The sequence below is a fragment of the Bifidobacterium scaligerum genome (genome assembly GCF_002802865.1).
GTDB classification, from domain to species: Bacteria; Actinomycetota; Actinomycetes; order Actinomycetales; family Bifidobacteriaceae; genus Bifidobacterium; species Bifidobacterium scaligerum.
This window is the reverse complement of the sequence record NZ_PGLQ01000002.1, coordinates 70,564-92,178: the sequence shown is the minus strand read 5'-3', so window position 1 is coordinate 92,178 and position 21,615 is coordinate 70,564. Positions and strand designations below refer to the sequence as shown.

The window sequence follows — 21,615 nt, the reverse complement described above, 5'->3', positions numbered from 1 at the left end:
GATGGCATGCATGAGTGATGATGCTTTTGCAATGAAGGATGGAATGCGCGGCGGTATGGGTGATGCGGTCGCCGCGGAACCCCCTTATCCATCCCAGGTAGCCGAGTTGGCTGGATTCAGTATTCCTCGCCTTGGCATGGGCACGATGGCGCTCGCCATCGAGGGGCGACCTGCTGATCGAGAGCAAGCCATCATGACCATTCATGCCGCCCTTGATGCCGGTGTGCGTTACCTTGATACCGCTTGGTCCTACTATCTTCCCAGCAAGCCTGGTACTGGAGAGCCAGATGATATGGGCTACGGTGAATATCTGGTTCGTGACGCGCTCGCCAGTTGGAACGGTCCTCGGGACGAGGTGCTTGTAGCTACCAAAACCGGCTGGTTGCGCACGCTCGACAGTGAAGGCAACTATGGCTGGCAAGCAGATGCTCGTCCGGAGACTATGATCGCCAACGCCAAGGAATCGGCGCTTCGTCTTGGTGTGGATGCGATCGATCTGTTGTACTCGCACTGCAACGATCCGCAAGTGCCCTACGAAGATCAGATGGGTGCGCTCAAACAGCTTGTGGATGAGGGGGTGGCCAAAACCGTCGGCATCTCCAGAATCGGTAATGCAGACATCGCAACTGCTCACCGCATTCTGGGAAGCCGTCTTGTGGCGGTTCAGAACCAGTTCTCACCGGTTCATCGAGATCCTGAACACACGATGGCAACCTGTAGCAAACTGGGACTGGCTTTTGTCTGCTGGTCGCCGCTCGGTGGGTTCCTCGATCCTTTCAACGAGCATCTGTTCGACCGTTTCCGCGAAATCGCCGCGGCCCATGACTGTTCGTATCAGCGGATCACGCTTGCTTGGGAGCTGGCACAATACCCGTATCTGTTCACGATTCCCTCCGCGCGCAATCCACATGAGATCGAAGATTCGTTCCAAGCGGTGGACCTGCGTCTGTCTCAGGGGGAAATCGAGTATCTCAATGGGAATGCGGCTCGATGAAAAACGGGCGGCACCGGCGGTGGGGCGTCGCCGGTGCCATCGGTATTTGTGTCGTGGTGTGCATGGCATGTCAAGACACAGCAATGGCGACGATGTGCGAGCGCAACACATGAACGCAATATGTGAACGCAATATGTGAACTCAAAATGTGAGCGCTAACACCAAATTTTGGGCGTGTTGTGCGTAACGTCCACAAATCGCACTACTCTTAAGACTGTCATTAGATACACAACCGTTTTAAGGAGTAGTTGTGGCAGTAATTGAAAGCGTGTACGCGCGTCAGATTCTCGATTCCCGCGGCAACCCGACCGTCGAGGTCATCCTCGACACCGAGGACGGCGCTGAGGGTCGTGGCCTGGTCCCGTCCGGCGCCTCCACCGGTGAGGCCGAGGCTTGGGAGCGTCGCGATGGCGACAAGTCCGTCTACGGCGGCAAGGGCGTTCTCGACGCTGTCAAGGCCGTGAACGAGGTTATCGCTCCGAAGGTCATCGGCATGGACGCCGCTGATCAGCGCGCTCTGGATGACCTGATGATCGAGCTCGACGGCACCCCGAACAAGGGCAAGCTGGGCGCCAACGCTATTCTGGGTGTCTCTCTGGCCGCCCTGTACGCTTCCGCCGAGTCCGCCGGCCTGCCGCTGTACCGTTACATCGGTGGCACCAACGGTCACATCCTGCCGGTGCCGAACATGAACATCATGAACGGTGGCGCTCACGCTGACTTCGCTACCGACATCCAGGAGTACATGATCTCCCCGTACGGCTTCGACACCTACTCCGAGGCCCTGCGTGCCGGCGTCGAGGTCTACCACACCCTGAAGAACGTCCTGAAGAAGGAAGGCCTGAACACCGGCCTTGGCGACGAGGGCGGCTTCGCTCCGAAGATGAAGTCCAACAAGGACTCCCTGAACTACATCATGGACGCCATTTCTGCTGCCGGCTATGAGCCCGGCAAGCAGATCGGCATCTCCCTCGATGTCGCTTCCTCCGAGTTCTACAACAAGGAGACCGGCAAGTACCACTTCGAGGGTGACGACCGCGACTCCCAGTACATGCTCGACTTCTACGAGCAGCTGATCGAGGAGTACCCGATCGTCTCCATCGAAGATCCGTTCCAGGAAGAGGGTTGGGAAGACTGGACCGCCATCACCAAGCTGCTGGGCGATCGTCTGCAGTTCGTCGGCGATGATCTGCTGGTCACCAACCCGGCTCGTCTGGCCAAGGCCATCGAGATGGGTGCCGCCAACTCCCTGCTGGTCAAGCTCAACCAGATCGGTACCGTGACCGAGACTCTCGACGCCATCGAGCTGGCCACCACCGCTGGCTACACCTCCATGGTCTCCCACCGTTCCGGCGAGACCCCGGACACCACCATCTCCGATCTGGCCGTTGCTAAGAACACCCGTCAGATCAAGACCGGTGCTCCGGCCCGTGGCGAGCGCGTTGCCAAGTACAACCGCCTGCTGGAGATCGAGGAGGAGCTCGGCTCCACCGCTCAGTACGCCGGCTACAGCGCCTTCAAGGCTTGCAAGAAGTACCTGGCTAAGTGATTTCAAGGAACTGAAACGCCTGTAAAGGTGTGATGTTCCTGTGATTGCAATACCCGCCGTATTCATTCAGTCGAATGCGGCGGGTATTTTCGTATGTCATGAGCAAGCAATCCCGAAACGGCATGTCTGGTAAGTCCGGAGCGCTCGACAAGACCGGCAAATCCGCGGCTTCGGGCAGAAATGGCAAGGTGCAGGCTCGCAGAACGCTGAGTGCAGGGCCCATAGCATTTTTCGTGGCATTGTTTATTGTGGCGCTTGGCACCATTCAGTTAGTTGCTACGTTCCATACGTACGCGTTGAATCTTGCCGAACTCAACGGTTTGAAGCGTGAGGAAGCTTCGCTGATCGCCAAAAAACAGGATTTGGAGAACGATATCAAGCGTTGGAATGATAAAGCCTATATCACTGCGCAAGCGCGTGAGCGTCTCGGCTTCGTGTTCCCTGGAGAACAGGCGGTGCGGGTGCTGCATCCTGAGGCGGTCACAGGCGGGCAGAACACGGATGGTGATTCCTCGTCGTCCAGCGGAACCGACAAGAAAGTGCTGCCCTGGTATAAGGAACTCGCCTACGCGTTCCAACAGGCGGACCAACCGGTGAACGATACCTCCGGCAAAGACTCATCAGACACGACATCCTCGGACGACCATAAAAGCTCATCATCGAACGAATCTGACGACCAGAGCAGCCAAGATGGGCAAGATAACACCGATCACAATACTGAACAGCAAAACACTGACCAGAACACAGGGAAGGACACTCAACAGTGACCATTGACATCACCGCTCAAGCCAAGGCCCTCGTAGACCGTGTACTTGCCGAACCGGCGACCGAACAGGACATCGATATGGTGAACCGTCAGCTCGGCCGCTATCCCCGTGGCATGGTGGCTGTGGGAGCCCGCTGCGTATGTGGCCGTCCTTTGGCCGTGATTACGCGTCCGGTGTTGCCCGGAGGCATTCCTTTCCCCACTACGTGCTACTTGACCGGACCGGAAGCGGTCAAGGCCGCTTCTCATGTGGAGGCTGCAGGCGTCATGCAGCAATACAATGACATGCTCGCCGCCGAGGATGATGTGCGGGCGGCTTATGAACGCGCCCACAAATTGTATCTGGCATTCCGACATGAACTCGCCGGTCGCCTCGGCGATAGCGAGGAGCATATCGAAGGTACCTCCGCCGGCGGCATGCCCGTACGTGTCAAGTGCCTCCATGCGTTGCTGGCCCAGAGTCTGGTGATGGGACCGGGCTCCAATCCGATTGGAGACATGGTGCTTGCACGCGTCAAGGACGAATTCGATCCCACCGTTTGCCGTTGCACGTTGGAAGCATAAATCTCGATCAGTGAGCGGAAACATACACTGCAAAGTCAGGGAGAGAACCATGAGCAAGCAATGCGTAACCGTAGCGGGCATCGATTGCGGTACCAATTCGATTCGGCTGAAAATCGCGAGAGTAGACGCCGGCGGCATGCACACTATCGTGCCGCGTATTCTTCGTGTAATTCGTCTGGGACAGGACGTAGACAAAACCCATCGGTTCGCCGAGGAAGCCTTGGAACGCGCGTATGAAGCGGCCCGTGAATTTGCCGGAGTACTCGCTGAGCATCCGGTGGACGGATTGCGTTTCGTGGCTACGTCCGCCACGCGTGATGCCGAGAACCGTGAAGAATTTGAAGACGGCATCGAATCCATTCTCGGTGTGCGCCCCGAGGTCATCCCCGGTACCGAAGAGGCGGACCTCAGCTTCTTGGGCGCCACTTCGGTGGTCAACCGAGGAGATTTGCCAGCGCCGTATCTGGTGGTGGATCTTGGAGGAGGATCCACCGAACTGGTCATTGGCGGTGACGGAGTCAGTGCGCCTACCACGCAAGTGCAAGGTGCGTTCTCCATGAATATCGGATCCGTGCGCATGACTGAACGCCATCTGAAAACCGATCCGCCGACCGAGAGCGAAATCGCGGAAGCCTATGAGGATATCGATCGACATATCGATGAAGCGTTTGCGCATGTGGATGCCGGCAAAGCGCGTACCATCATCGGCGTGTCCGGCACCGTCACCACGATGACCGCCTTGGCCATGGGATTGACCGAATATGACCACACGCTGGTGGACGGACATCGGATGAGTTTGGACGCGGCATATGCGGTGGACGACCAGTTCCTCAACATGACTCGCGCCGAACGCAGTGAATACAAGACCATTCACCCGGGTCGTATCGATGTGGTCGGCGGCGGCGCGGTGGTTTGGAATCGTGTGCTTGCACGGGTCAGTGAGGCCGCCAAAGCCGATCATGGTACCGCCATCGATTCGTATGTGGCCAGTGAGCATGGCCTGTTGGACGGCATTGTGCTCGATTATGGGCGTCGTCTACTCGCGCAGTAAGGTGCCTCCGATGGGACTCGAACCCACAAGCCGAAGCGATCGATTTTAAGTCGACTGCGTATACCATTTCGCCACGGAGGCGTTGGATAAACCAACCGTACCATTGTACGTCACCCCGAGACGGATGCGGCTTGCGGGTTGCCGAGCTTCGCTCAGCCGTCGCGGCATAGCCGCTCCCTTCGCCTACGGACAGCCCACCGGAGGCACCTGAAATTGGATGCACGGCATAATCCTCTTATGGCTTCTTATACTTCATTGTGAACGGGCGGATTGTTTCGAAACAAACGCACGTTACCCTGTTCCACGTTGTAATGAACCGTCAATGAGAAGCGAGGAATGTCATGGCTTCACGCTGGACCGAAGTCGAACGAGTCGAAACGGGCATGCTGCCCACCATGCTTGCCCAAGGCATTATGGTAGGCACTGCTCTGACCGTTGGTGCCATCGCTTGCTCAGGCTTTTATCTGTCCATGATCGGCAATGTGGCGGCGTTGCTGCCTTGGACGCTTGCGGTGGTGTTTGTCGCGGTGGCGTTCTCGTATGTCGTTGGTTTTGCCTTGCTGTGGTGCGCCGAGTCTCTGACCGTGCGCACTAAGGAATCAGTCAGACCGTGGGTATACGCCGCAGTGGGTGCCATCGCATATGGCGTTTGGGGCATGCTGGTGATGAGTTCGTTGATGAACTCATTGGACCAGCCGTTGAACGGCGTGGTGCTTGCCAACGGTGATGTCATGGCACTTACTGCAAATTATGCTGTCTTTGGCTTCATTGCCTTCCTGCTGGCGCAGTTGTACGGAGTCAAGCTTGCCAAGCGCAAGGCGTTGGCTTTCGGCCTGCTGGCGGTGCAATTGGTCTTGGCCATTGCCGGTATTGCGGTGCTGGTAATGATGTTTTCGGCACTTGGCCGTTAGCCACTGATAGTGGCGATACGCCGGTGGATTGTTTTGCAAAGAAACCCGTGAAATTTCGGTATCGTCCGTTTCATCCAATCGTGCAATAGTGCTATTGTAGGGCGCGTTGCGTTTGTACAAGGAGGACTAATGGCAGAACAGATGCCCAACGTGAACGCTGAGTTCGGTACCACGCCCGTCATTGAGTTTCCCGCTCCTGAGGCCCCGAAGGGACTGAAAGTCGTGGAGCTGACCGAAGGTGATGGCCCGATGGTTCGTCGTGGCGATACCGTTACGGTGAACTACCACGGTGTGGTGTGGGGCAAGGAGGAGCCGTTCGACTCCAGCTTTGCTCGTCATCAGCCGGCCAGCTTCGGCATCGGCGTCGGCCAGGTCATCAAGGGCTGGGATCAGACCGTTCCCGGCCATAATGTGGGCTCGCGTCTGGTGGTTTCCATCCCGCCGGAGTATGGTTATGGTTCTCGCGGCATTCCGCAGGCCGGCATTGGCGGCGGTGACACGCTGGTGTTCGTCATCGACATCATTTCCACCCGCTGACGATTCGCGTCGGATAAGGGAACGCCGGTGTTTGCCGGCGTTTTTGCATATTGCACAGCATGTGCACAAGAGTTTGATACGAATAGTTTCAACTGATTTCAACCATGGTTCAGGAGGACAATATGGCTGAAGATAAGGTCTACCTGCTGACGCAGGAAGCATACAACAAGATGAAGGAAGAGCTTGCGTACCGCGAAGGCGAATTGCGCGAGGAGATCGCGCACAAGATCGCTGTGGCTCGCGCCGAAGGCGATTTGTCCGAGAACGGCGGCTATCAGGCCGCGCGTGAGGCTCAGAGCAAGAATGAGGGCCGCATCACCGAGCTCACTGTGAAGCTTCGTGATTCCAAGATTATCGAAAATGCCCCGGAAGGCACGGTAGGCAACGGTTCCGTGGTCACCATCGAGCTCAACGGCAATGAGATGACCTATGTGCTGGGCAGCCGTGACATTGTGGCCGGTACCGATTATGACATCATGACCCCGGATTCGCCGATCGGCAAGGCCATCGAAGGTGCGAAGGTTGGTGATGTGGTCTCCTACACCGCGCCGAACGGTCGTGAACTGTCCGTGACGGTCAAGGCTGCGAAGCCGCTTGCCTGACGGCCTTGTGATGCTGGTAAGCCTCTCCCCGGCGGGGAGAGGCTTTTTGGTAGGTGCCACCCATCATCGTGCAACAAGTGCCGGTCAGCTCCACAATGACACGATCACCATGTAAATCGCCACCATATGGCAAGCGTATCCGGCGACGGTGCCGCAATGGAAAATCTCATGGAAGCCGAAAACGCGTGGCCAAGGATCAGGCTTGCGCAGGGCATAGACGATGGCGCCGAGAATATAGCATGCGCCGCCCGAGCACAGCAGAATGACCACTGCCGGACCGGCAAATGGGGAATTCCAGAACAGCATCATGAAGGCCAGCCCGTAGATGCCGAAGATGATGTACACCACGGTGTACAGCCAACGAGGCGCATTGATCCAGATGACGTGGATAATCAATGCCACCGTTGTGCACGCCCACATTGAGATGATGATGAAATTACGCCAGAACGGTTCCAGTGCAAACGAGACCGGTGTGTATGTACCCGCGATGAGCAGGAAGATGTTCACATGGTCGATGCGGCGCAATACGTCGGTTACACGGGGGCTCCAATCGCCGAGATGATAGCAGGCCGAGTTTGTGAACAACACCAATGATGCGGTCATGAACACCGCGCACGCCCATTTGAGTCCTGCACCCTGTGCCAGGCAAATGAGTACGATACCGGCGGCCAACGATAGGGGAGAGGCTATGGCGTGAATCCAACCGCGCATGAGCGGCTTAGGCCGACCGTGCACGTCCAGACGAATCTTGCGTGCCACTTCCGCAGGGGCTATGCCTTCTACCTTCAAGGCATGGTTTTCCGATTTGGCCAGTACGCGGCGTGCCTTCTCCTCGGCTTTGGCGCGAATGGTCTCGGCTTTGAACTGCCCCTTGGCACGAATTGCGTCCGCCTTGGCCTGCAACGCCTGTTCGCGCGCCTCGATGGCGGCCTGACGTTTTGCTTCCACGCTGGGGTCTGACGTGTGACCGATACGCTTGAATCCATGAGGAGTCGTCGGCTCGGATTGTGTTCCGGACGATGTTGTGGAGGCGTGTGCCTCGCTGCTTGCTGATGCCATATGGCCCTCGTTTCACCAGAGCAAACGTTTCCTTACGTTCCCGTAACCTACGTTAGCGTAACTTTTGCCTTTGTCAATAATTCCTCACCGAAAACAGTACTCTCCGGACAGGTGGCATTGCCGTTGCGCGCAAAATCGGGACCGCGCAGCCACAAGAGAACGTGCGGCGATACGATGAGGGTATTGATTTATCGGTCCGCGGGGAGCAAAGGGAGAGCAACATGGTGTACTGCACGGAATGTGGATTTGCCAACAATGAGCATGACACCTTTTGCTCGCAGTGCGGATCTCCTTTGGAACGCCCTTCCGGCAGCGTCTCCGCGCCTCCGATGCCGGGCTTTGAAGGTGATGGGCCAACCTTGATGAATCCGGATGCCGCGAACGGACAATCAACGGCAAATATGTCGGGGTCCACCGCTCAAGGCGCCATGCCGATGCCTATGCCGGCAACCGCCGCTTCGAGCGTATCGTCGCCGTCCAATATCTCGACCAATACGCCGGCAATCCCCGCAGCGGTGCAATCTGTTGGGGCTGGACACGTCGACGGCACCAACAAGGGCAGCAATGCGCTGATAGTAGTTCTGCTCGTCTCGATCTGCGCGGTGGCGCTGGCGATCGGTTTGTTCATCACTCATGCCATGGGCGTGTGGGGCTCATCCGACCAGACACAGACCGCGCAGACGTCCTCGGCTGAATCAGTGGAGAACGACGAGCAGAGCGATAACTCTGCCGACTCGAAAGGAAGCTCTTCCAAGAACAGAAAGAAAACCGATAGCGGGAAAGACACATCCGAGGATTCCGAGGGAGCAGACAAATCCAAGAGCGACACCAAGAAAGAGACCGGTAAGGAATCCAAACCTGCAGTGCCGGTAATCACATCCAGCCAGCTGTCTGACATTGCCGATTCGTATTCATCGTCAGATGTTGCCGTGGCGGCGCTGGTCATTGATGATGATACCGATGCCGCGGATGCCACCGTCGCCGCAACCACACAGGCTGGAACCCAGTTCGTAGCCGCCGGCCTGTACCTGCCGGTTTATCTCGCCGCTCAATCCAATGGCGATGACAACGCCAAATCCCAAGCAAGTGTGATGATGAGCGACATGGATAATGGTGCCGGCAATGCCGCGGCAGCAGCGTTGGGCGGATGGTCCAGCGTCAATTCCTGGGCATCCTCGAATGGTTACGGCAATACAACGTTCAACCGTGATTACGGTGATGTGGCCGCCAGCAACGCCGGATACGAGAACTATTCTTCCGCCAAGGACGCTACGCGCATGTTGGCCGCTGTCGATGCCAAAGGTGCATCGGACCTGATGAATGTGGATATCGCGTCCGAGGGAGTGGTGATCCCCTCAGGTATGACGGTACATGCCCATCGAGGACAGGGCATACAGAATACATGGAATTATTTTGCCGTGGTAGAAGCTCATGGCCATAAGGCAGCGGTGTCGGTGGTTACACAGAATCAGGGGCAAGCGGTAGCTGCGGAACTTATGAGCAAAGTGCTGGCCAGTGTGGACAGCACGCTGGATCAATGAGTGAAACGGTAGAGAATCATGGTTCGACGTATCCAGTCTCATCCGCAATCACACAAGACCGGACGCAAACATGCCAGGCCGGTTGGCGCAGCCATGAAGAGACAAAACCATGTGATTGTGATTATTGTCATGGCTTTGCTTGTGGCTTTGGCGCTCGGCGCCGGTTGCCTGTACGTGCTATACGCGCATGATTCGGCGGACCAAAACCAGTCTCCTGCATCATCAGCCGCCGATACGCGCGAATCGGCCGAACGACATACGCAGTCGGATCAGAACGCGGCTGAGGGGTCGCGCTCCGACACCTTAGACCGCGATGTTGTCCCCTCGCCAAACGCAACATTGCAGAAAGCTTCAAATCGTATCCACGCCGTGCAGTCGGCAGTCGATACAGCAGTCCAGAACAACGGTGGCACGTGGTCCGTCTATGTCGAAGATCTGGCCACGGGCGCAATCGTCAACGTCAATAATCAGCCGATGGCCGCTGCTTCAGAGATCAAACTGTACGTCATGCTTGCCGTTCAGGACGGTATCGAGCAGGGGACATTGAACACCAACGGACAAGACATCGATATGCTGATGAACCAGATGATTACCGTTAGCTCGAATTCGGCCACCAATCAGCTGGTACTTATGCTTGGCGATGGCGATATGGCCACCGGCATGCAACGAGTCACACAGACCGCGGCCCGATACGGATTCCGGGATTCTCGTCAGCTACGTGCGCTCGCTGATACCGGAACGGACGGCACCGGTACCGAGAATTGGACATCCGCCGCCGATTGCGGCCGATTCCTCAAAGAGCTTTACCAAGGAAAACTGGTATCTGAACAGGCAAGCCGGTCCATGCTCGACTTGTTGCTCGGACAGACGCGCCGCTCCAAGATCCCGGCCGGTGTACCCAACGGTATTCAGGTGGCCAATAAAACCGGTGAGCTGCCTGGTGTTGAGAATGATGCTGCCATTATCTGGGGTAAGGATGCCGGTGGCGGTGATCATGATTATGTGATGGTCGTCATGACCTCAGGCGTGGTTTCCTCAGTGGCGCAACAACAGATTGCGACGTTGTCTGCTCAGGTGTATGAGTCAATGACATCTTGACGGCAACGGTTCGGTTGAGACCGTTCGTCTGCGTATGATAGAAGGCATGGCTGATTTTTCACATATCCTCGCAACACGTCCTGATTTCGACGATGAGGACCGCGAATGGCTTCATCATTTGGTCGCCGACTGGCAGGTCATCGCCGACCTGAGCTTTGCCGACCTGTTGCTGCTGGTACAGAACGGTGACGGTAAATATGTGGTGGCGGAACAATGCCGTCCCTCCACGGTGATGACGCTGCGCGCCGAAGACGTGGTGGGGGACATCATGCCCGAGGATATGGCCGGCGAACTGGACGCCGCCATGCAGTCGAGCGTCGTGTTCCGTTCCACCGTCTTGCGCAGCGTGGGCAAGGCTACGGTCTGCAATGTGTATGCTCCGGTCCGGCACAATGGCAAGACGCTTGGTCTGGTGGTGAGGGAGACCAATATGGCCACCCGTGAATCCAATGGCCGGTACGAATCCGAAAGCATCAATGCCGGTAAGCAACTGTATGAGATGATCCCACGCGGACAGTTCCCCTATCAGGATGCGGTGATGAGCCAGCGCCATATCGCACGAGTGGCGGATGGCTTCATTATTCTCACCATGGATGGTGTAGTGCGGTATGCGTCTCCCAACGCCATCAGCTGTTTCCGTCGTCTTGGTCTGTTGACCACCATGCCGGGCCATTACCTCAGCGAGCTCGGCACCCAGCTGCTTCAGGAAAACGATCCGGTTCCTGAAACCTTGCCGCTGGTACTCGCCGGCAAGGCGGCGGTGGACTCTGAATTGAACGCCAACCGGTCGGCCGTCTCCATGCGCTCGCTGCCGTTATATGACAACAATGGCCGTGTCGGGGCGATTCTGCTATGTCGCGATGTCACCGAGTTGCGACGCCGTGAGCAGGAACTGCAGACTAAGAACGCTACGATTTCCGAAATTCACCATCGTGTGAAGAACAATCTGCAGGCCGTATCTGCCTTGTTGCGTCTTCAGGCGCGTAAAACCAAATCCGAGGAGGTCAAGAAGGAACTGCAAGAGGCGCAGCGCCGCGTGCAGACCATCGCTATGGTCCACGAGGGCTTAAGCCAGACCGCTGATGAGATCATCGATTTTGACAAGGTGATTTCCAACCTGCTGCGTATGGCCGTGGATTTGGCCACTATGAAGGACCAGCATATCTCCATCGGATTCATCGGTAAGTTCGGCATGATGCCGGCGCAGGACGCCACGCCGTTGTCGTTGGTGCTGACAGAACTTATCACCAATTCCGTGGAGCATGGTTTCGAGGGGCGCAAGGAGGGGCAGATCACCATTTCCGTTGGACGTTCCGGCCCGAATCTCAATGTAGTGGTGGAAGACGATGGTTCCGGTCTGGGCTCCGAAGAGCAAGGCGGCTTGGCACGATCCTCCGGTTCCGGTCTGGGCACACAAATCATCAATACGTTCGTGACCAACGATTTCGGTGGTTCGGTGCATTGGGAGCCGCGGCGGGAAGGCGGTACCCGTGTGGTGCTTGATATGAAGCTTCGGGCTGCTCAGGAGGAGTGATCGAACACGGTATTTTAAGCATCTGTGATTGCTTGCTTATTGCCCCTTGCTCCATCAAGAACGGCGAAAGCAAGCAATCACTATTATGTGGCTTACCTATGTTGCCCACACTGCCCATAACGGAAATCGGGGACCCTCCAGTATGAAGGATCCCCGATTTCCGTATGCTGTCAGTGTCGGATAACGCGACTGGCGACAATGAATCAGATCTGCATCTGCATGGCCTGCGAACGGCGGGCGCGCATGGCGCGACGCTTCAGAGCACGACGCTCGTCCTCGCTCAAACCACCCCAGACACCGTAATCCTGATTGGTGTCCAGCGCACACTTGAGGCATGCGTCGATCACCTTGCAGGTGCGGCATACGGCTTTGGCCTCTTCAATCTGCTGATAAGCGGCACCCGTGTTGCCCACAGGGAAGAAAAGTTCCGGATCCTTGTCACGACATGCGGCCTTGGCTCGCCAATCAAAAGCGCTGCTCATTGCTTGCCTCCCTTAAAAGCCCCGTGGCTGGTGTTATTCCTAAAGTCCAGTAACAAGGAAACCACGAACCGAGCGGTTTTTCAAGAGGTTGCCTTGAGAAAGTCACAGATTCTGTGCGGCGCACTGCACCAGACAGGCTGTGCCGCCATCGATGAATACGCCCCGTCCGGCGATATTCATATCAGTCGCACCGAATTGATGCAGCAGATCCGCTGGAATCCCGGTCATAAGATCCGTGGTGCGGTCCGCGAACGGGAAGATTATCCGAGTGGTGCAGTGCTCGGGAACACGAACGAGCTTCGGTGCGCTGACGGCGAACACTACGCTGATCTGGCTATCCGCCAATGCGCGGCGGAATGTCAGCGCTTCCGTCGCAGTGTTGAACGGATCAAGCAGGTCGTCGGCATCATCAACGATCCATACCGTGTGCGGCGGTTTCGGTACATCTCGCATACGCACATTCGGCGATGCGTCATATGAGGTTTCGGCGCGAAGTCGTTGCACAATCCGCCCATTGCGCTGTGCGATATACAGATATACGACGAGCCCTGATGCGCTGACGGCATGTCTGGCGAGTACATTCAACAGTGTGGTTTTGCCCCGGCCTATAGCTCCGATAACGGCGACATTGCCGCGGTGCAGCGATATTTCAGCATTGTCGAGGGTGATGCCGTTGTCGGCAAGCCCGAACCAGATATGGTCTGAAGCTATACCAGTCATGGTTGCATTTGTCTGATCAGATACCTTACGGGGCAGGGGAGCGGTAAAAAGCAGCGGTTGTGCGGGGCTGTCCATGAAGCGTGACGCCCATCCGATGTGTCGTTGCACTCGTCCGATATCGCATATCGAAGCGCATCGCAGCGCCGTAACCGCTTCGGCGTCGTTGCAGAACGCAGCTCCCGGTGCTGATGGACTGATCCGTGCGGCTCTGCCGTCGCCAAGCAGCTCTATGGATTGCATACGATCACGCACTCGCAAACAAATACTTATCGACATGTTCGCTTTCATATCGGCATTGACCTGACCTATCGGATTCTGGGTGCATGCAATCACATGCATTCCCAAAGAACGACCGAGCGATGCGATACGGGTCAGACGGTCTATGTAATTCGCAAGCCGATCCTTGAGCGCATGAAATTCATCGATAACCACAATCAATCGTGCAGGAGGTGATGGCATATCGTCTATTGAGGATGCCTTGGCCGTAGCGACCAATTGCTCGCGACGGGTCAGCTCGGTTTCCAACGCACGCAGCGCACGGGCGGCATGTGCCAGATCCAGATCACTGACGCTGCCTACAGTGTGTGGCAGCTGCTCCAATGATTGAAACGCCGAACCGCCTTTGAAGTCCAGAAAGACGAAATTCACCAGTTCCGGGCGATTCTTCGCCGCTAGCATAAGGCACCAGCTCTGCAACAACACCGATTTACCCGATCCGGTGGTTCCCGCAACCAGCGCATGGGGCCCTTGCTTCGCCAAATCAAGGATGAACGGACCGTGAGCCGTCATGCCAATGGGTACGGCGAGGTCGACCGGATGACTCTGATTCGTCCAATAGCCGATGATGGTGCGCCACGGCAGATGGTCAAAATCCAACAATGCTTCGACAGTGCATGTCGGTGCGGCTTCCATGGACTGAGGTTCATGAGATGATTCGCCGGTGATTGCTTCTGCGGAAGGAACGTGCTCGTGCGCTGGGGCAAGCGTGGACTGCGATGAGTGTTTTCCCACGGAGACGGATGAGAGCATGGAAGCAAGATAGCCGATCGCGCCGGGAACGATCATCGCTGCGAACAGCCACTGCCCATGGATTGCCATGATGATGATCATCAACACTTGAGCTGCAAGCGGACATACCGTGGCGAACACCATGAGGCGCTCTGCTCGTGTTCGCCTACCAGCGCGTTGCTTCGCCGGGTTATGGGAGCGACGTGTACGGGAACGGAATCTCGTTCGATGGTTGCGGTTCATACATTCAGCGTGAATGTGCCGGCGTTCCGGCGCAAGCCGAAACGGGGAATGTGGTCCCAGCTTGACGAGTTATCCACATATATTTGGCGGCGTCCGCACCCGCTCGTGTCCGAAGCATACCTGAGCATACCTGCAAAGACACATGGGTGCCTGTTTGAATCGCTTAGCGTGCGCTATCAGCTGTTGTCCGCGAGATTGCCTACTTGTCCAGCCTTGTGGGTGCCGGAGGCTAATTCCTTGAACAGTTCCGTGTTCTTGGTGTCGTCAAGCAACACCGATGAACCCACACCATCCACGTAATAATCCGGATCTGACCAGTACACGCTGCCCGAAATACCTGAAGAGCCGGTGGCGTCCTTGAATGCCAACGCCATGGATAGCAAAGTGAATGGAGTGGCTTTTTCATCCACGGTCAACGCATTCATCGAGGCATCGGCGACTTTGAACACCTTGGAAGGATTGGTCAATGTCGAAGCGCTGGAGGCCTTCTTGACTATGGCGGAGATAACTTGACGCTGACGGGCGTTTCGGCCGAAGTCACCTTGTACGTCGGCGTAACGCATGCGGGAGAATGACAGGGCGGTCGCACCATTCGCGGTATGGCATCCCGCTTTCCAGTCGAGACCGGAATAGGCGTCCTGCACATCCTGGTCGTAACACAGCTCCACACCGCCCAAAGCGTCTACCACGTTCTGCAGTCCGCCGAATTTGACCTGCGCCACATGATCGATTTTTTGTCCGGAAATCTGCTCGACTGTGCTCACCAGGCTCTGTTTGCTCACCAACTGTGCCACGGCATTGATTTTCATGTACTGGTCGTCGATGTTAATCAGGGAGTCACGAGGGATGGAAATCAGTGAGCTTGGCCCGCTCTTTGGCTTGATCAACACAAGAATCGTGTCGGTGCGGAATCCGGAGATATCCTCTACGCCGCCATATTGGGTAGAGCCGTCGCGCTCATCGGAACCTAGGATCAGCCAGGTCTGTGCCGGCGTGTCGGCTGCATCGGTCAGCCAATCCGTTTTGGTGAGTCGCCCGTTCACCCAGTTCCATGCGCCGAATACGGAAAGCACCAGCGTCGCCAGCAATACGGCGATTGCGCAGGCTGTGATTCGTGCGGCATGGCGCTTGCGCGGCGTTGCGGCAGAGGATAAGGATCCGTACCCTCTGCCGATTGTCGCCGATGCCTGCTTCAGGGAAGCTTGTGGCTTGGCGGCGGGTAAAGAGGCTTGACGGACGCGTGCAATGTTGCTCGCTGAGCTAGAGGACCGGCGGGCGGCTGCGGGCGGAATGCTGCGTGGCATAGCCCCATCAGGTTGGCTGTTCGGCATGCCGCGGGTCCCTGATCGCGATGAAGGGGCCATACTGGATTGAGATGCGTGTACAGGGTCGGCTTTCGTCGATGTTTGGGAGCCGGCCAGACGTCCGGCTCGACTGGCGTTGGGTGAAAAGCTGGGAGGAATTGCGCCGCCGGTTGTGCTCGATGCGCCGGCGGCCGATGCTGTATGCGAAGCGAGATTGGCGTGATCAGAAGCACTGTGCCGGGTGCGTGCCCCATTGGCCGGGGCATAGGATCGGGGAACTTGACCGGAAGGGCGTGTACGTCGGGCACCTGCGGGAATAAAGCTCGGCGGATTGTTCTGCGGATCCGCTCCACCTGATTCCTGCATCATGCAAACCTCCCTTTAATGCCGATTGCCTGAAAGCCACTTTTACACAGTGTCTGCCGAATACCTTGGCAGTGTGGTGTTCCTGCGCAGGAACGGCACAATATCATTCGCGCGTCGTGACATGGAACATGGTTTTGCAGCCGTGCGCCGGACTGTTCTCGTGCACAGAGCGTGTATAGCACAGATAAGAGAAAAAACAGGTAATGACACGAGACGGCATTTGACAAATGTGAAGTCACATGTGTGTAATTTAGTCCGTATGAAAAGCTCAATAGGCAAGGAGAATCGCATGTGGGGTGTGGTCGACGATTCAGCCGAAGAGCCGTTACGTGAACTGTGGGGCCTGTTCAGGCCGGATGGGGATGTCTCTTGGCAGCACAAGGCATTATGCGCGCAGACCGACCCTGAAGCGTTCTTCCCGGAGAAGGGTGGTTCCACCCGTGACGCCAAGCGGGTGTGCGCTAAATGCGAGGTGCGGGAACAATGCTTGCAATGGGCCATCGACCACGATGAACGTTTTGGTATTTGGGGCGGAATGAGCGAACGCGAACGCCGCCGATACAAAAGAGAGCACCGAGAACAGGCATGAGCTGGAAGGCTCTTTCATATACGGTGCGTACACTGGGGGGTTATGAATCCGACAGGTAACAGCGATATTCGCGAGGCGCTGGCGCAGGCTCTGGCCAATCGTCCGTACACGCACAGACAGGATGTAGACGAGGGCGTGGCTGCCGTGGTCACTGTCGAAAACGATATGCGTTTCTTGGAACGCACGTTGGAAGCGCTGTTCACGCAGCTTACACTGCCTTCCCAGGTGATCATCGCCGATGCCTCGGGGCGTACGGGCCGTGAAGAAACCAGTGCATTTGAGGTCATTCCTTCGCCGTCCGGACCGGTAACGCGTATGCCGCAGTCCAAACAGGTGACGGTTCATGTCGTATCGGTGCGAGGCGCGCGTTCCTTCGGCGACGCCGTGCAACGGGCATTGGACCGTACCAAGCTTGACGCTGGTGCCCGCGCGCTCTGGTTGCTGCATGACGATTCAAGACCCAGCGACAGCGCCTGTCTGGAGCGTCTGCTTGAAGCATGGCGAAACACTCCGGGTGCCACGGTGCTGGGATGCAAACAGTGCGATTGGGATGGTGAACATCTGCATGATGTCGGTATGTATGCCGGCAGGCATGCCGTGCATTCCCTGGTGGTGGACGGCGAACCGGATCAGGAACAGTATGACGGCCGCCAAGATGTATTTGCCGTGTCCTTGGCTGGCGCATTGGTGTCTTTGCAACAATTCATCAGGCTGCGTGGCGTGAACCCTTGGATGACCACATACAGCGAATCCATAGATTTCTGCCGTCGTGTATGTCTGAGCGGCGGTCGTGTGGTGGTGGTTCCACAGGCGCAGATCGCTCACCGTCGCGCTCGTTACGAGGGTGTCCGTACTCGTAACGGAGAACCTGTGAATCCCGATCATGTCGTCAATCCGGCTATGGCCGTGACTCGTTCGCAACAGCGATACCTGTACACCGATAAAGCCATGTCATCATGGATTGTGCTGTGGCTGTGGCGTTTGTTGCGTAGCTTTGGCATGGCGCTCGCCATGTTGTTCAGCAAGAAGCCGTATCGGGCGTGGGTCGAACTGTGTCTGCCTTGGTTGGCTTTGTTCGCTATTCCCGGTGCTATACGCTCGCGACGGCTCGTCGCAAGACAGTCAAAGGTCTCGATGTCTTCGCTGCAGGTGCTCAGCGCAGATCAGCAGCAGATCCGGCAATTCCACGATCGACGTGAAGCCTTCCTGAGCCAACGGGATGTGGTGCTGCTCAGTCCTTTGGAACGTGCCCATCTGCGCACCCGCGTGATTCGTCGCTGGAGTGGTGCACTGGCCATGGCTTTGGTGTGTTTCATGTCCGTGGCGGCATTGCACTGGCCTGTGTTCCGGGCCGTGTTCTCCGGTGGATCGATATATTCGGATGTATTGCTGCCGACCGGTGCCAGTTATCGGCAGCTGGTGCAATCGGCCACCACGCAGTGGGTGTTCGGCGCAAGTATTCCCGCCCCTCCCACTCCTTGGTTGCTGGTGCTTATGGTGGCTTCGCTGGTCACATTGGGTAATGTTGCCGCGGCATTGTCGCTGATCCTGTTCTCTGCGGCACCATTGAGTGCGCTTTCGTTCTGGGCGTTAGCAGGCATATTCACCCGTTCTGATGTGGTGCGTGTACTCGGCGGCCTGTTATGGGCTTCCAGCGGCATTATGTTCGGTTGGTATGCGCAGGCCAATATGCCGATGCTTACGGTGATGGTGTTCCTTCCGGCGGCGTTCGCTTTCGTGTTCCGTGCCGTAGGCATGTACCACACGGAAGATCCGTTAGTGCCTCGGCCATCGGTACAGGCTGCAGCCATAGGCGCGATGTGTTTCATCCCGCCGATCGCCGCTGAACCCCAACTGCTGCTTGCCTTGATCGTGGCCTTCCCGGTGTTTTTTGTGTTTGTGCGTCGTAAGCATGCCATGCTGCTGCTTATCCCGTTGCCTGCCGCGTTCGCGGTGGCTCCCACCATACTCAATGCCGTCCGTTATGCGAATCAGGGAATGTGGCGGCAGCTGTTCGCAGACATCACGATTCCGCAGTCGGCGTTGAATGGTGAGCCCTCCTCCATGAGCTTGTTGCAATCGGTGCAGCGTGCCTTGGACTGGCGTCTTGCACAGGGGGCGGCATCCGACATAGCAGTTGCCGTACTCTTCGGATTGATGACACTGCTGGCTATCGCTTCGCTGGTCCTGCCGTTTGCGCTACGCGCATCACGACTGATGTGGGTGCTCATCGTCTGCGGTGGAGCGCTCGCCCTGGTCTCCGCCCGGGTAGCCATTGCTGTGGATGATGACGGTGTGGTGGCCGGGTCCGCGCAGCCCGGTATCGCGCTGATGATTCTCGGCTTCCTTGCCTGTGCCTGTCTCGTGGCGGGAGGTGCGGTCAAACGATTCCACCCCTTGCACGCATCGGCGTACGATGATGCCGGCACGCGTGCCGATGAAGCCCGTACCCGTAGATTGATTGTCTGTGGACGTGCCCTGCTGGCGGTGGTTCTGGCTTGTTGCGTTGCAGTGCAATGCTGGTTCGGTTTGGAGCGTCATGCAGACGGCGGGCTCGGTGTTTCTCGCGATGGTTTGCCGATGGTGACCACTGATTACTTGAACTCGGGAGATGATCACCGGGTACTTGCCGTGAGTGCCGAGACACGCAACAGTGTCAACTATTCGATTATGCGCACCTCCCGCGGTGAGCTTATCGACAGTTCGCCGGTGCAAAGGGTACGTGCCCTTGATGGAAAACCGGATGAGATTGATCAACAGCTGGCTCAGGTGTGCGCTACATTGCTATCCAATCCGAATGAGCAGGCCATCGCGACAATCAGTGAATTAGGCTTTGGCGGCATATACGTAGTTCCCGACTCTCGCTCGGCGGACAGTTCGCCGTATGAGCAGCTGAAAGCCAACATCGCGGCAACGGAGGGCACTCAATCATTGGTATCCACGGATACTGGCAGCTATTATCGGCTGACGCTACGTTCCTACTCCGAGCAGAACGTGGATACCTCGTGGCAGCAGCGTGCGCAGCAAAGTGCCTGGCGTTATGCGTGGTTGGCGTGCTTGGCGGTGATAGTGGTGTTGTACTGCCTGGTAGCCGTGCCGCGTAGACGTCTTACCCGTGGATTGGAGGAGCAAGCATGAGCAGAGGCAACGCTACCCGTCGTTCACGGCGTTCTCGGGTCTATACCGCAGTGCTGGGCGCCATCACCATGCTGGTGCTGTTGGCGTCATTCGCCGCGTTGATGATCTTGCCGGTGCCAATCGCATGGGTGGATACGGTGCGGGCAAAAAACAATGCGCTTGGCCAGAGCGTCAGCACTACTCAGATAGAAAGCTATTGCCCGGCCCCGATGCAGTTGGCGGATACCGGTACATATGGCGACAGCGCCTTTCAGGCAACGGCGGGCAATCTGAGCACTCAGGAGCGGTTTGCGGCTTTTGGCTCGGTATACAGCGCAACGGTAGCGCCTTTCGGCACTGCTAACGCCTCGGATACGAGCATAACGCTGAAAGACGGCGATCCCAGCGATGATGCGGATGTGAAAATCGGCACTCAATCCAATGCTCAGTCCGATTCACTCATCGATACGCATATGCTGCAGGCAGCGCAAGGAACCGGAACGGCAGGTACTGTTGTCTCCTGGGCGGATGAGGGCGATCTCAAGGGAGTTTCCGCCGCATCGTGCACGGCTACCGCATTGAGTCGATCCTTCCTGCTTACCGGCACCGGCACCGGCACTACACAGCAACTTGTGGTGGTCAATCCCTCTGCCAAGGCGACCACCGTGGATATCATGGCATGGGGTAGCGAACAGGCTGGAAAAATGGCGTTATCCACCCAATCGACGGTGTCGGTGCCCGCAAAGGGGGAGACGTCCGTCGATCTTTCGGCGGCTGCGGAAAAGCAAAACGGTCTGTACGTTACAGTCTCAAGCAAGGAGACTCCCCTCGCCGCTATGGTGCGTACGGTTTCGATGGACGGTTTGACTTCGCAAGGCTCGGATTTCGCTGTGCCGTTAGCTGCCGAGTCCGATACCGCAGCAGTACCGGCAATTGCTTCAGGCGATGCGGTTACCGCTTATCTGTTTGCTCATGAGCAAACAAAAACCACGCTTTCATGGGTTACGAATCATGGTTTGGTATCTGCTAAGAATGTCGAGGTCGAGGCAGGCAAGGTCCAGATTGTAGATCTGGGCAAGGCGCCAGACGGTGCGCTGGGCGTACTGTCCACCGCTGAGGACGCTCTGTCGTTTTCGGTGCGGGCCGTCCGCTCCGGCGAGAATGGTCAGGCCGATTTCGCATTGGGACAGGCCGCCGAGCCTGCCGCCTACTCAGGTCTGGCTCTTGCAAATGATGTAGACGCCGACGTGACGTTGGTTAATGTCACCAACGTGAAACAGACGGTGACAATAACCGCTTACGATGAGACCGGCAAGGAAATAGACGACAGGGATATTACTCTTGACGCCAATTCGGCATGGTCCGATGCAGTCGGTGATTTGTCTCAGCATGATACGGTTGCCGCACTGCGATTGGAAGACAAATCCGGTGCCGTGGCTTGGGGTGTGCGCTTGGGTCATGATGGTCTGGGAGACGGAACCGTTGCCGGGTTGGCGATGGTCAATGCGTCCTCATTGATGCCGTCTACAGCGTACGTTTGGGCACGAGCCAACGATGCCATAGTTCGCTGACCGTCGGCT

Annotated in this window: 18 protein-coding genes, 1 tRNA gene and 1 pseudogene; 15 read left to right on the top strand and 5 right to left on the bottom strand. The window is 57.1% G+C overall.

The annotated features are described in order from the left end of the window. The first annotated feature begins 55 nt into the window (after nt 1-55). The 5 genes from CUU80_RS03625 to CUU80_RS03605 all read left to right on the top strand — a co-directional run bounded on the left by CUU80_RS03625 (nt 56) and on the right by CUU80_RS03605 (nt 4,924). Complete coding sequence (locus tag CUU80_RS03625) at nt 56-994, top strand: aldo/keto reductase (protein WP_100496373.1); 939 nt, start codon at nt 56-58, stop codon at nt 992-994. Between the two features lie 250 nt (nt 995-1,244). Further along, nucleotides 1,245-2,543 carry a phosphopyruvate hydratase gene (gene eno / locus CUU80_RS03620; protein WP_100496018.1) on the top strand — a complete coding sequence of 433 codons (1,299 nt, stop codon included), beginning with the start codon at nt 1,245-1,247 and terminating at the stop codon, nt 2,541-2,543. Between the two features lie 98 nt (nt 2,544-2,641). Next, entirely contained in the window at nt 2,642-3,310 is a 669-nt protein-coding gene (locus CUU80_RS03615) for an FtsB family cell division protein (protein ID WP_165775819.1), read from the top strand. Then, complete coding sequence (locus CUU80_RS03610; RefSeq protein ID WP_100496017.1) at nt 3,307-3,873, top strand: DUF501 domain-containing protein; 567 nt, start codon at nt 3,307-3,309, stop codon at nt 3,871-3,873. Before CUU80_RS03615 ends, CUU80_RS03610 begins: the two co-directional genes overlap by 4 nt. 49 nt (nt 3,874-3,922) lie before the next feature. After that, the gene (locus CUU80_RS03605; RefSeq protein WP_100496016.1) at nt 3,923-4,924 is read left to right on the top strand and encodes a Ppx/GppA phosphatase family protein; all 1,002 of its coding nucleotides are present in this window, start codon (nt 3,923-3,925) and stop codon (nt 4,922-4,924) included. A 2-nt stretch (nt 4,925-4,926) separates the two neighbouring features. Here the strand turns inward: CUU80_RS03605 and CUU80_RS03600 are convergent. Continuing rightward, nucleotides 4,927-5,005 (bottom strand) — tRNA-Leu (locus CUU80_RS03600). 260 nt (nt 5,006-5,265) lie between these two features. On the opposite strand from CUU80_RS03600, the gene CUU80_RS03595 reads away from it, so the two are divergent. The 3 genes from CUU80_RS03595 to CUU80_RS03585 all read left to right on the top strand — a co-directional run bounded on the left by CUU80_RS03595 (nt 5,266) and on the right by CUU80_RS03585 (nt 6,974). Then, the gene (locus tag CUU80_RS03595) at nt 5,266-5,835 is read left to right on the top strand and encodes a cadmium transporter (protein WP_100496015.1); all 570 of its coding nucleotides are present in this window, start codon (nt 5,266-5,268) and stop codon (nt 5,833-5,835) included. A 129-nt stretch (nt 5,836-5,964) separates the two neighbouring features. Then, nucleotides 5,965-6,372 (top strand): FKBP-type peptidyl-prolyl cis-trans isomerase, encoded by a 408-nt coding sequence (locus CUU80_RS03590; RefSeq protein ID WP_100496014.1) that lies wholly within the window; start codon nt 5,965-5,967, stop codon nt 6,370-6,372. A 122-nt stretch (nt 6,373-6,494) separates the two neighbouring features. Beyond that, complete coding sequence (locus CUU80_RS03585) at nt 6,495-6,974, top strand: GreA/GreB family elongation factor (protein ID WP_100496013.1); 480 nt, start codon at nt 6,495-6,497, stop codon at nt 6,972-6,974. 84 nt (nt 6,975-7,058) lie between these two features. On the opposite strand, the gene trhA is transcribed toward CUU80_RS03585, so the two are convergent. Continuing rightward, nucleotides 7,059-8,033, bottom strand: coding sequence for a PAQR family membrane homeostasis protein TrhA (gene trhA, locus CUU80_RS03580; RefSeq protein ID WP_243388623.1), 975 nt, complete (start codon nt 8,031-8,033; stop codon nt 7,059-7,061). A 221-nt stretch (nt 8,034-8,254) separates the two neighbouring features. Between trhA and CUU80_RS11295 the strand changes: the two are divergent. The 4 genes and pseudogenes from CUU80_RS11295 to CUU80_RS03565 form a co-directional block, all read left to right on the top strand. Then, a pseudogene (locus tag CUU80_RS11295) lies at nt 8,255-8,323 on the top strand (zinc-ribbon domain-containing protein); the annotation flags it as partial. Nucleotides 8,324-8,434: 111 nt separating this feature from the next. Continuing rightward, the gene (locus CUU80_RS03575) at nt 8,435-9,574 is read left to right on the top strand and encodes a serine hydrolase (RefSeq protein WP_165775818.1); all 1,140 of its coding nucleotides are present in this window, start codon (nt 8,435-8,437) and stop codon (nt 9,572-9,574) included. A gap of 93 nt (nt 9,575-9,667) precedes the next feature. Beyond that, on the top strand, nt 9,668-10,672 hold the full coding sequence (locus tag CUU80_RS03570) for a serine hydrolase (protein ID WP_243388620.1): 1,005 nt from the start codon (nt 9,668-9,670) through the stop codon (nt 10,670-10,672). Nucleotides 10,673-10,718: 46 nt separating this feature from the next. Continuing rightward, complete coding sequence (locus CUU80_RS03565; protein ID WP_100496011.1) at nt 10,719-12,206, top strand: sensor histidine kinase; 1,488 nt, start codon at nt 10,719-10,721, stop codon at nt 12,204-12,206. Between the two features lie 203 nt (nt 12,207-12,409). On the opposite strand, the gene CUU80_RS03560 is transcribed toward CUU80_RS03565, so the two are convergent. From CUU80_RS03560 to CUU80_RS10945, 3 genes are all read right to left on the bottom strand, one after another. After that, nucleotides 12,410-12,688 (bottom strand): WhiB family transcriptional regulator, encoded by a 279-nt coding sequence (locus CUU80_RS03560; RefSeq protein ID WP_003835265.1) that lies wholly within the window; start codon nt 12,686-12,688, stop codon nt 12,410-12,412. A gap of 102 nt (nt 12,689-12,790) precedes the next feature. Then, a complete protein-coding gene (locus CUU80_RS03555) occupies nt 12,791-14,560 on the bottom strand; it encodes an ATP-binding protein (protein WP_100496010.1) in 1,770 nt (589 codons plus the stop codon). 275 nt (nt 14,561-14,835) lie between these two features. Continuing rightward, nucleotides 14,836-16,332: an LCP family protein gene (locus CUU80_RS10945; protein ID WP_165775817.1), complete on the bottom strand. Its 1,497-nt coding sequence runs from the start codon at nt 16,330-16,332 to the stop codon at nt 14,836-14,838. A 286-nt stretch (nt 16,333-16,618) separates the two neighbouring features. Between CUU80_RS10945 and CUU80_RS03545 the strand changes: the two genes are divergently transcribed. The 3 genes from CUU80_RS03545 to CUU80_RS03535 are packed head-to-tail and all read left to right on the top strand — an operon-like array spanning nt 16,619 to nt 21,606. Next, nucleotides 16,619-16,918 (top strand): WhiB family transcriptional regulator, encoded by a 300-nt coding sequence (locus CUU80_RS03545; protein WP_100496009.1) that lies wholly within the window; start codon nt 16,619-16,621, stop codon nt 16,916-16,918. 42 nt (nt 16,919-16,960) lie between these two features. Then, nucleotides 16,961-20,056 carry a glycosyltransferase family 2 protein gene (locus CUU80_RS03540; protein ID WP_100496008.1) on the top strand — a complete coding sequence of 1,032 codons (3,096 nt, stop codon included), beginning with the start codon at nt 16,961-16,963 and terminating at the stop codon, nt 20,054-20,056. After that, nucleotides 20,053-21,606: a DUF5719 family protein gene (locus CUU80_RS03535; RefSeq protein WP_100496007.1), complete on the top strand. Its 1,554-nt coding sequence runs from the start codon at nt 20,053-20,055 to the stop codon at nt 21,604-21,606. The genes CUU80_RS03540 and CUU80_RS03535 overlap by 4 nt, the downstream gene beginning before the upstream one ends. Nucleotides 21,607-21,615 lie beyond the last annotated feature (9 nt).

Coding starts and splice junctions, on each gene's coding strand:
- CUU80_RS03585 (WP_100496013.1), top strand. CDS start 6,495: ATGGCTGAAGATAAGGTCTACCTGCTGACGCAGGAAGCATACAACAAG.
- CUU80_RS03590 (WP_100496014.1), top strand. CDS start 5,965: ATGGCAGAACAGATGCCCAACGTGAACGCTGAGTTCGGTACCACGCCC.
- CUU80_RS03575 (WP_165775818.1), top strand. CDS start 8,435: ATGTCGGGGTCCACCGCTCAAGGCGCCATGCCGATGCCTATGCCGGCA.
- CUU80_RS03535 (WP_100496007.1), top strand. CDS start 20,053: ATGAGCAGAGGCAACGCTACCCGTCGTTCACGGCGTTCTCGGGTCTAT.
- CUU80_RS03565 (WP_100496011.1), top strand. CDS start 10,719: ATGGCTGATTTTTCACATATCCTCGCAACACGTCCTGATTTCGACGAT.
- CUU80_RS03570 (WP_243388620.1), top strand. CDS start 9,668: ATGAAGAGACAAAACCATGTGATTGTGATTATTGTCATGGCTTTGCTT.
- CUU80_RS03595 (WP_100496015.1), top strand. CDS start 5,266: ATGGCTTCACGCTGGACCGAAGTCGAACGAGTCGAAACGGGCATGCTG.
- CUU80_RS10945 (WP_165775817.1), bottom strand. CDS start 16,332: ATGATGCAGGAATCAGGTGGAGCGGATCCGCAGAACAATCCGCCGAGC.
- CUU80_RS03605 (WP_100496016.1), top strand. CDS start 3,923: ATGAGCAAGCAATGCGTAACCGTAGCGGGCATCGATTGCGGTACCAAT.
- CUU80_RS03540 (WP_100496008.1), top strand. CDS start 16,961: ATGAATCCGACAGGTAACAGCGATATTCGCGAGGCGCTGGCGCAGGCT.
- CUU80_RS03625 (WP_100496373.1), top strand. CDS start 56: ATGGGTGATGCGGTCGCCGCGGAACCCCCTTATCCATCCCAGGTAGCC.
- CUU80_RS03560 (WP_003835265.1), bottom strand. CDS start 12,688: ATGAGCAGCGCTTTTGATTGGCGAGCCAAGGCCGCATGTCGTGACAAG.
- CUU80_RS03545 (WP_100496009.1), top strand. CDS start 16,619: ATGTGGGGTGTGGTCGACGATTCAGCCGAAGAGCCGTTACGTGAACTG.
- CUU80_RS03555 (WP_100496010.1), bottom strand. CDS start 14,560: ATGGTGTTCGCCACGGTATGTCCGCTTGCAGCTCAAGTGTTGATGATC.
- CUU80_RS03615 (WP_165775819.1), top strand. CDS start 2,642: ATGAGCAAGCAATCCCGAAACGGCATGTCTGGTAAGTCCGGAGCGCTC.
- trhA (WP_243388623.1), bottom strand. CDS start 8,033: ATGGCATCAGCAAGCAGCGAGGCACACGCCTCCACAACATCGTCCGGA.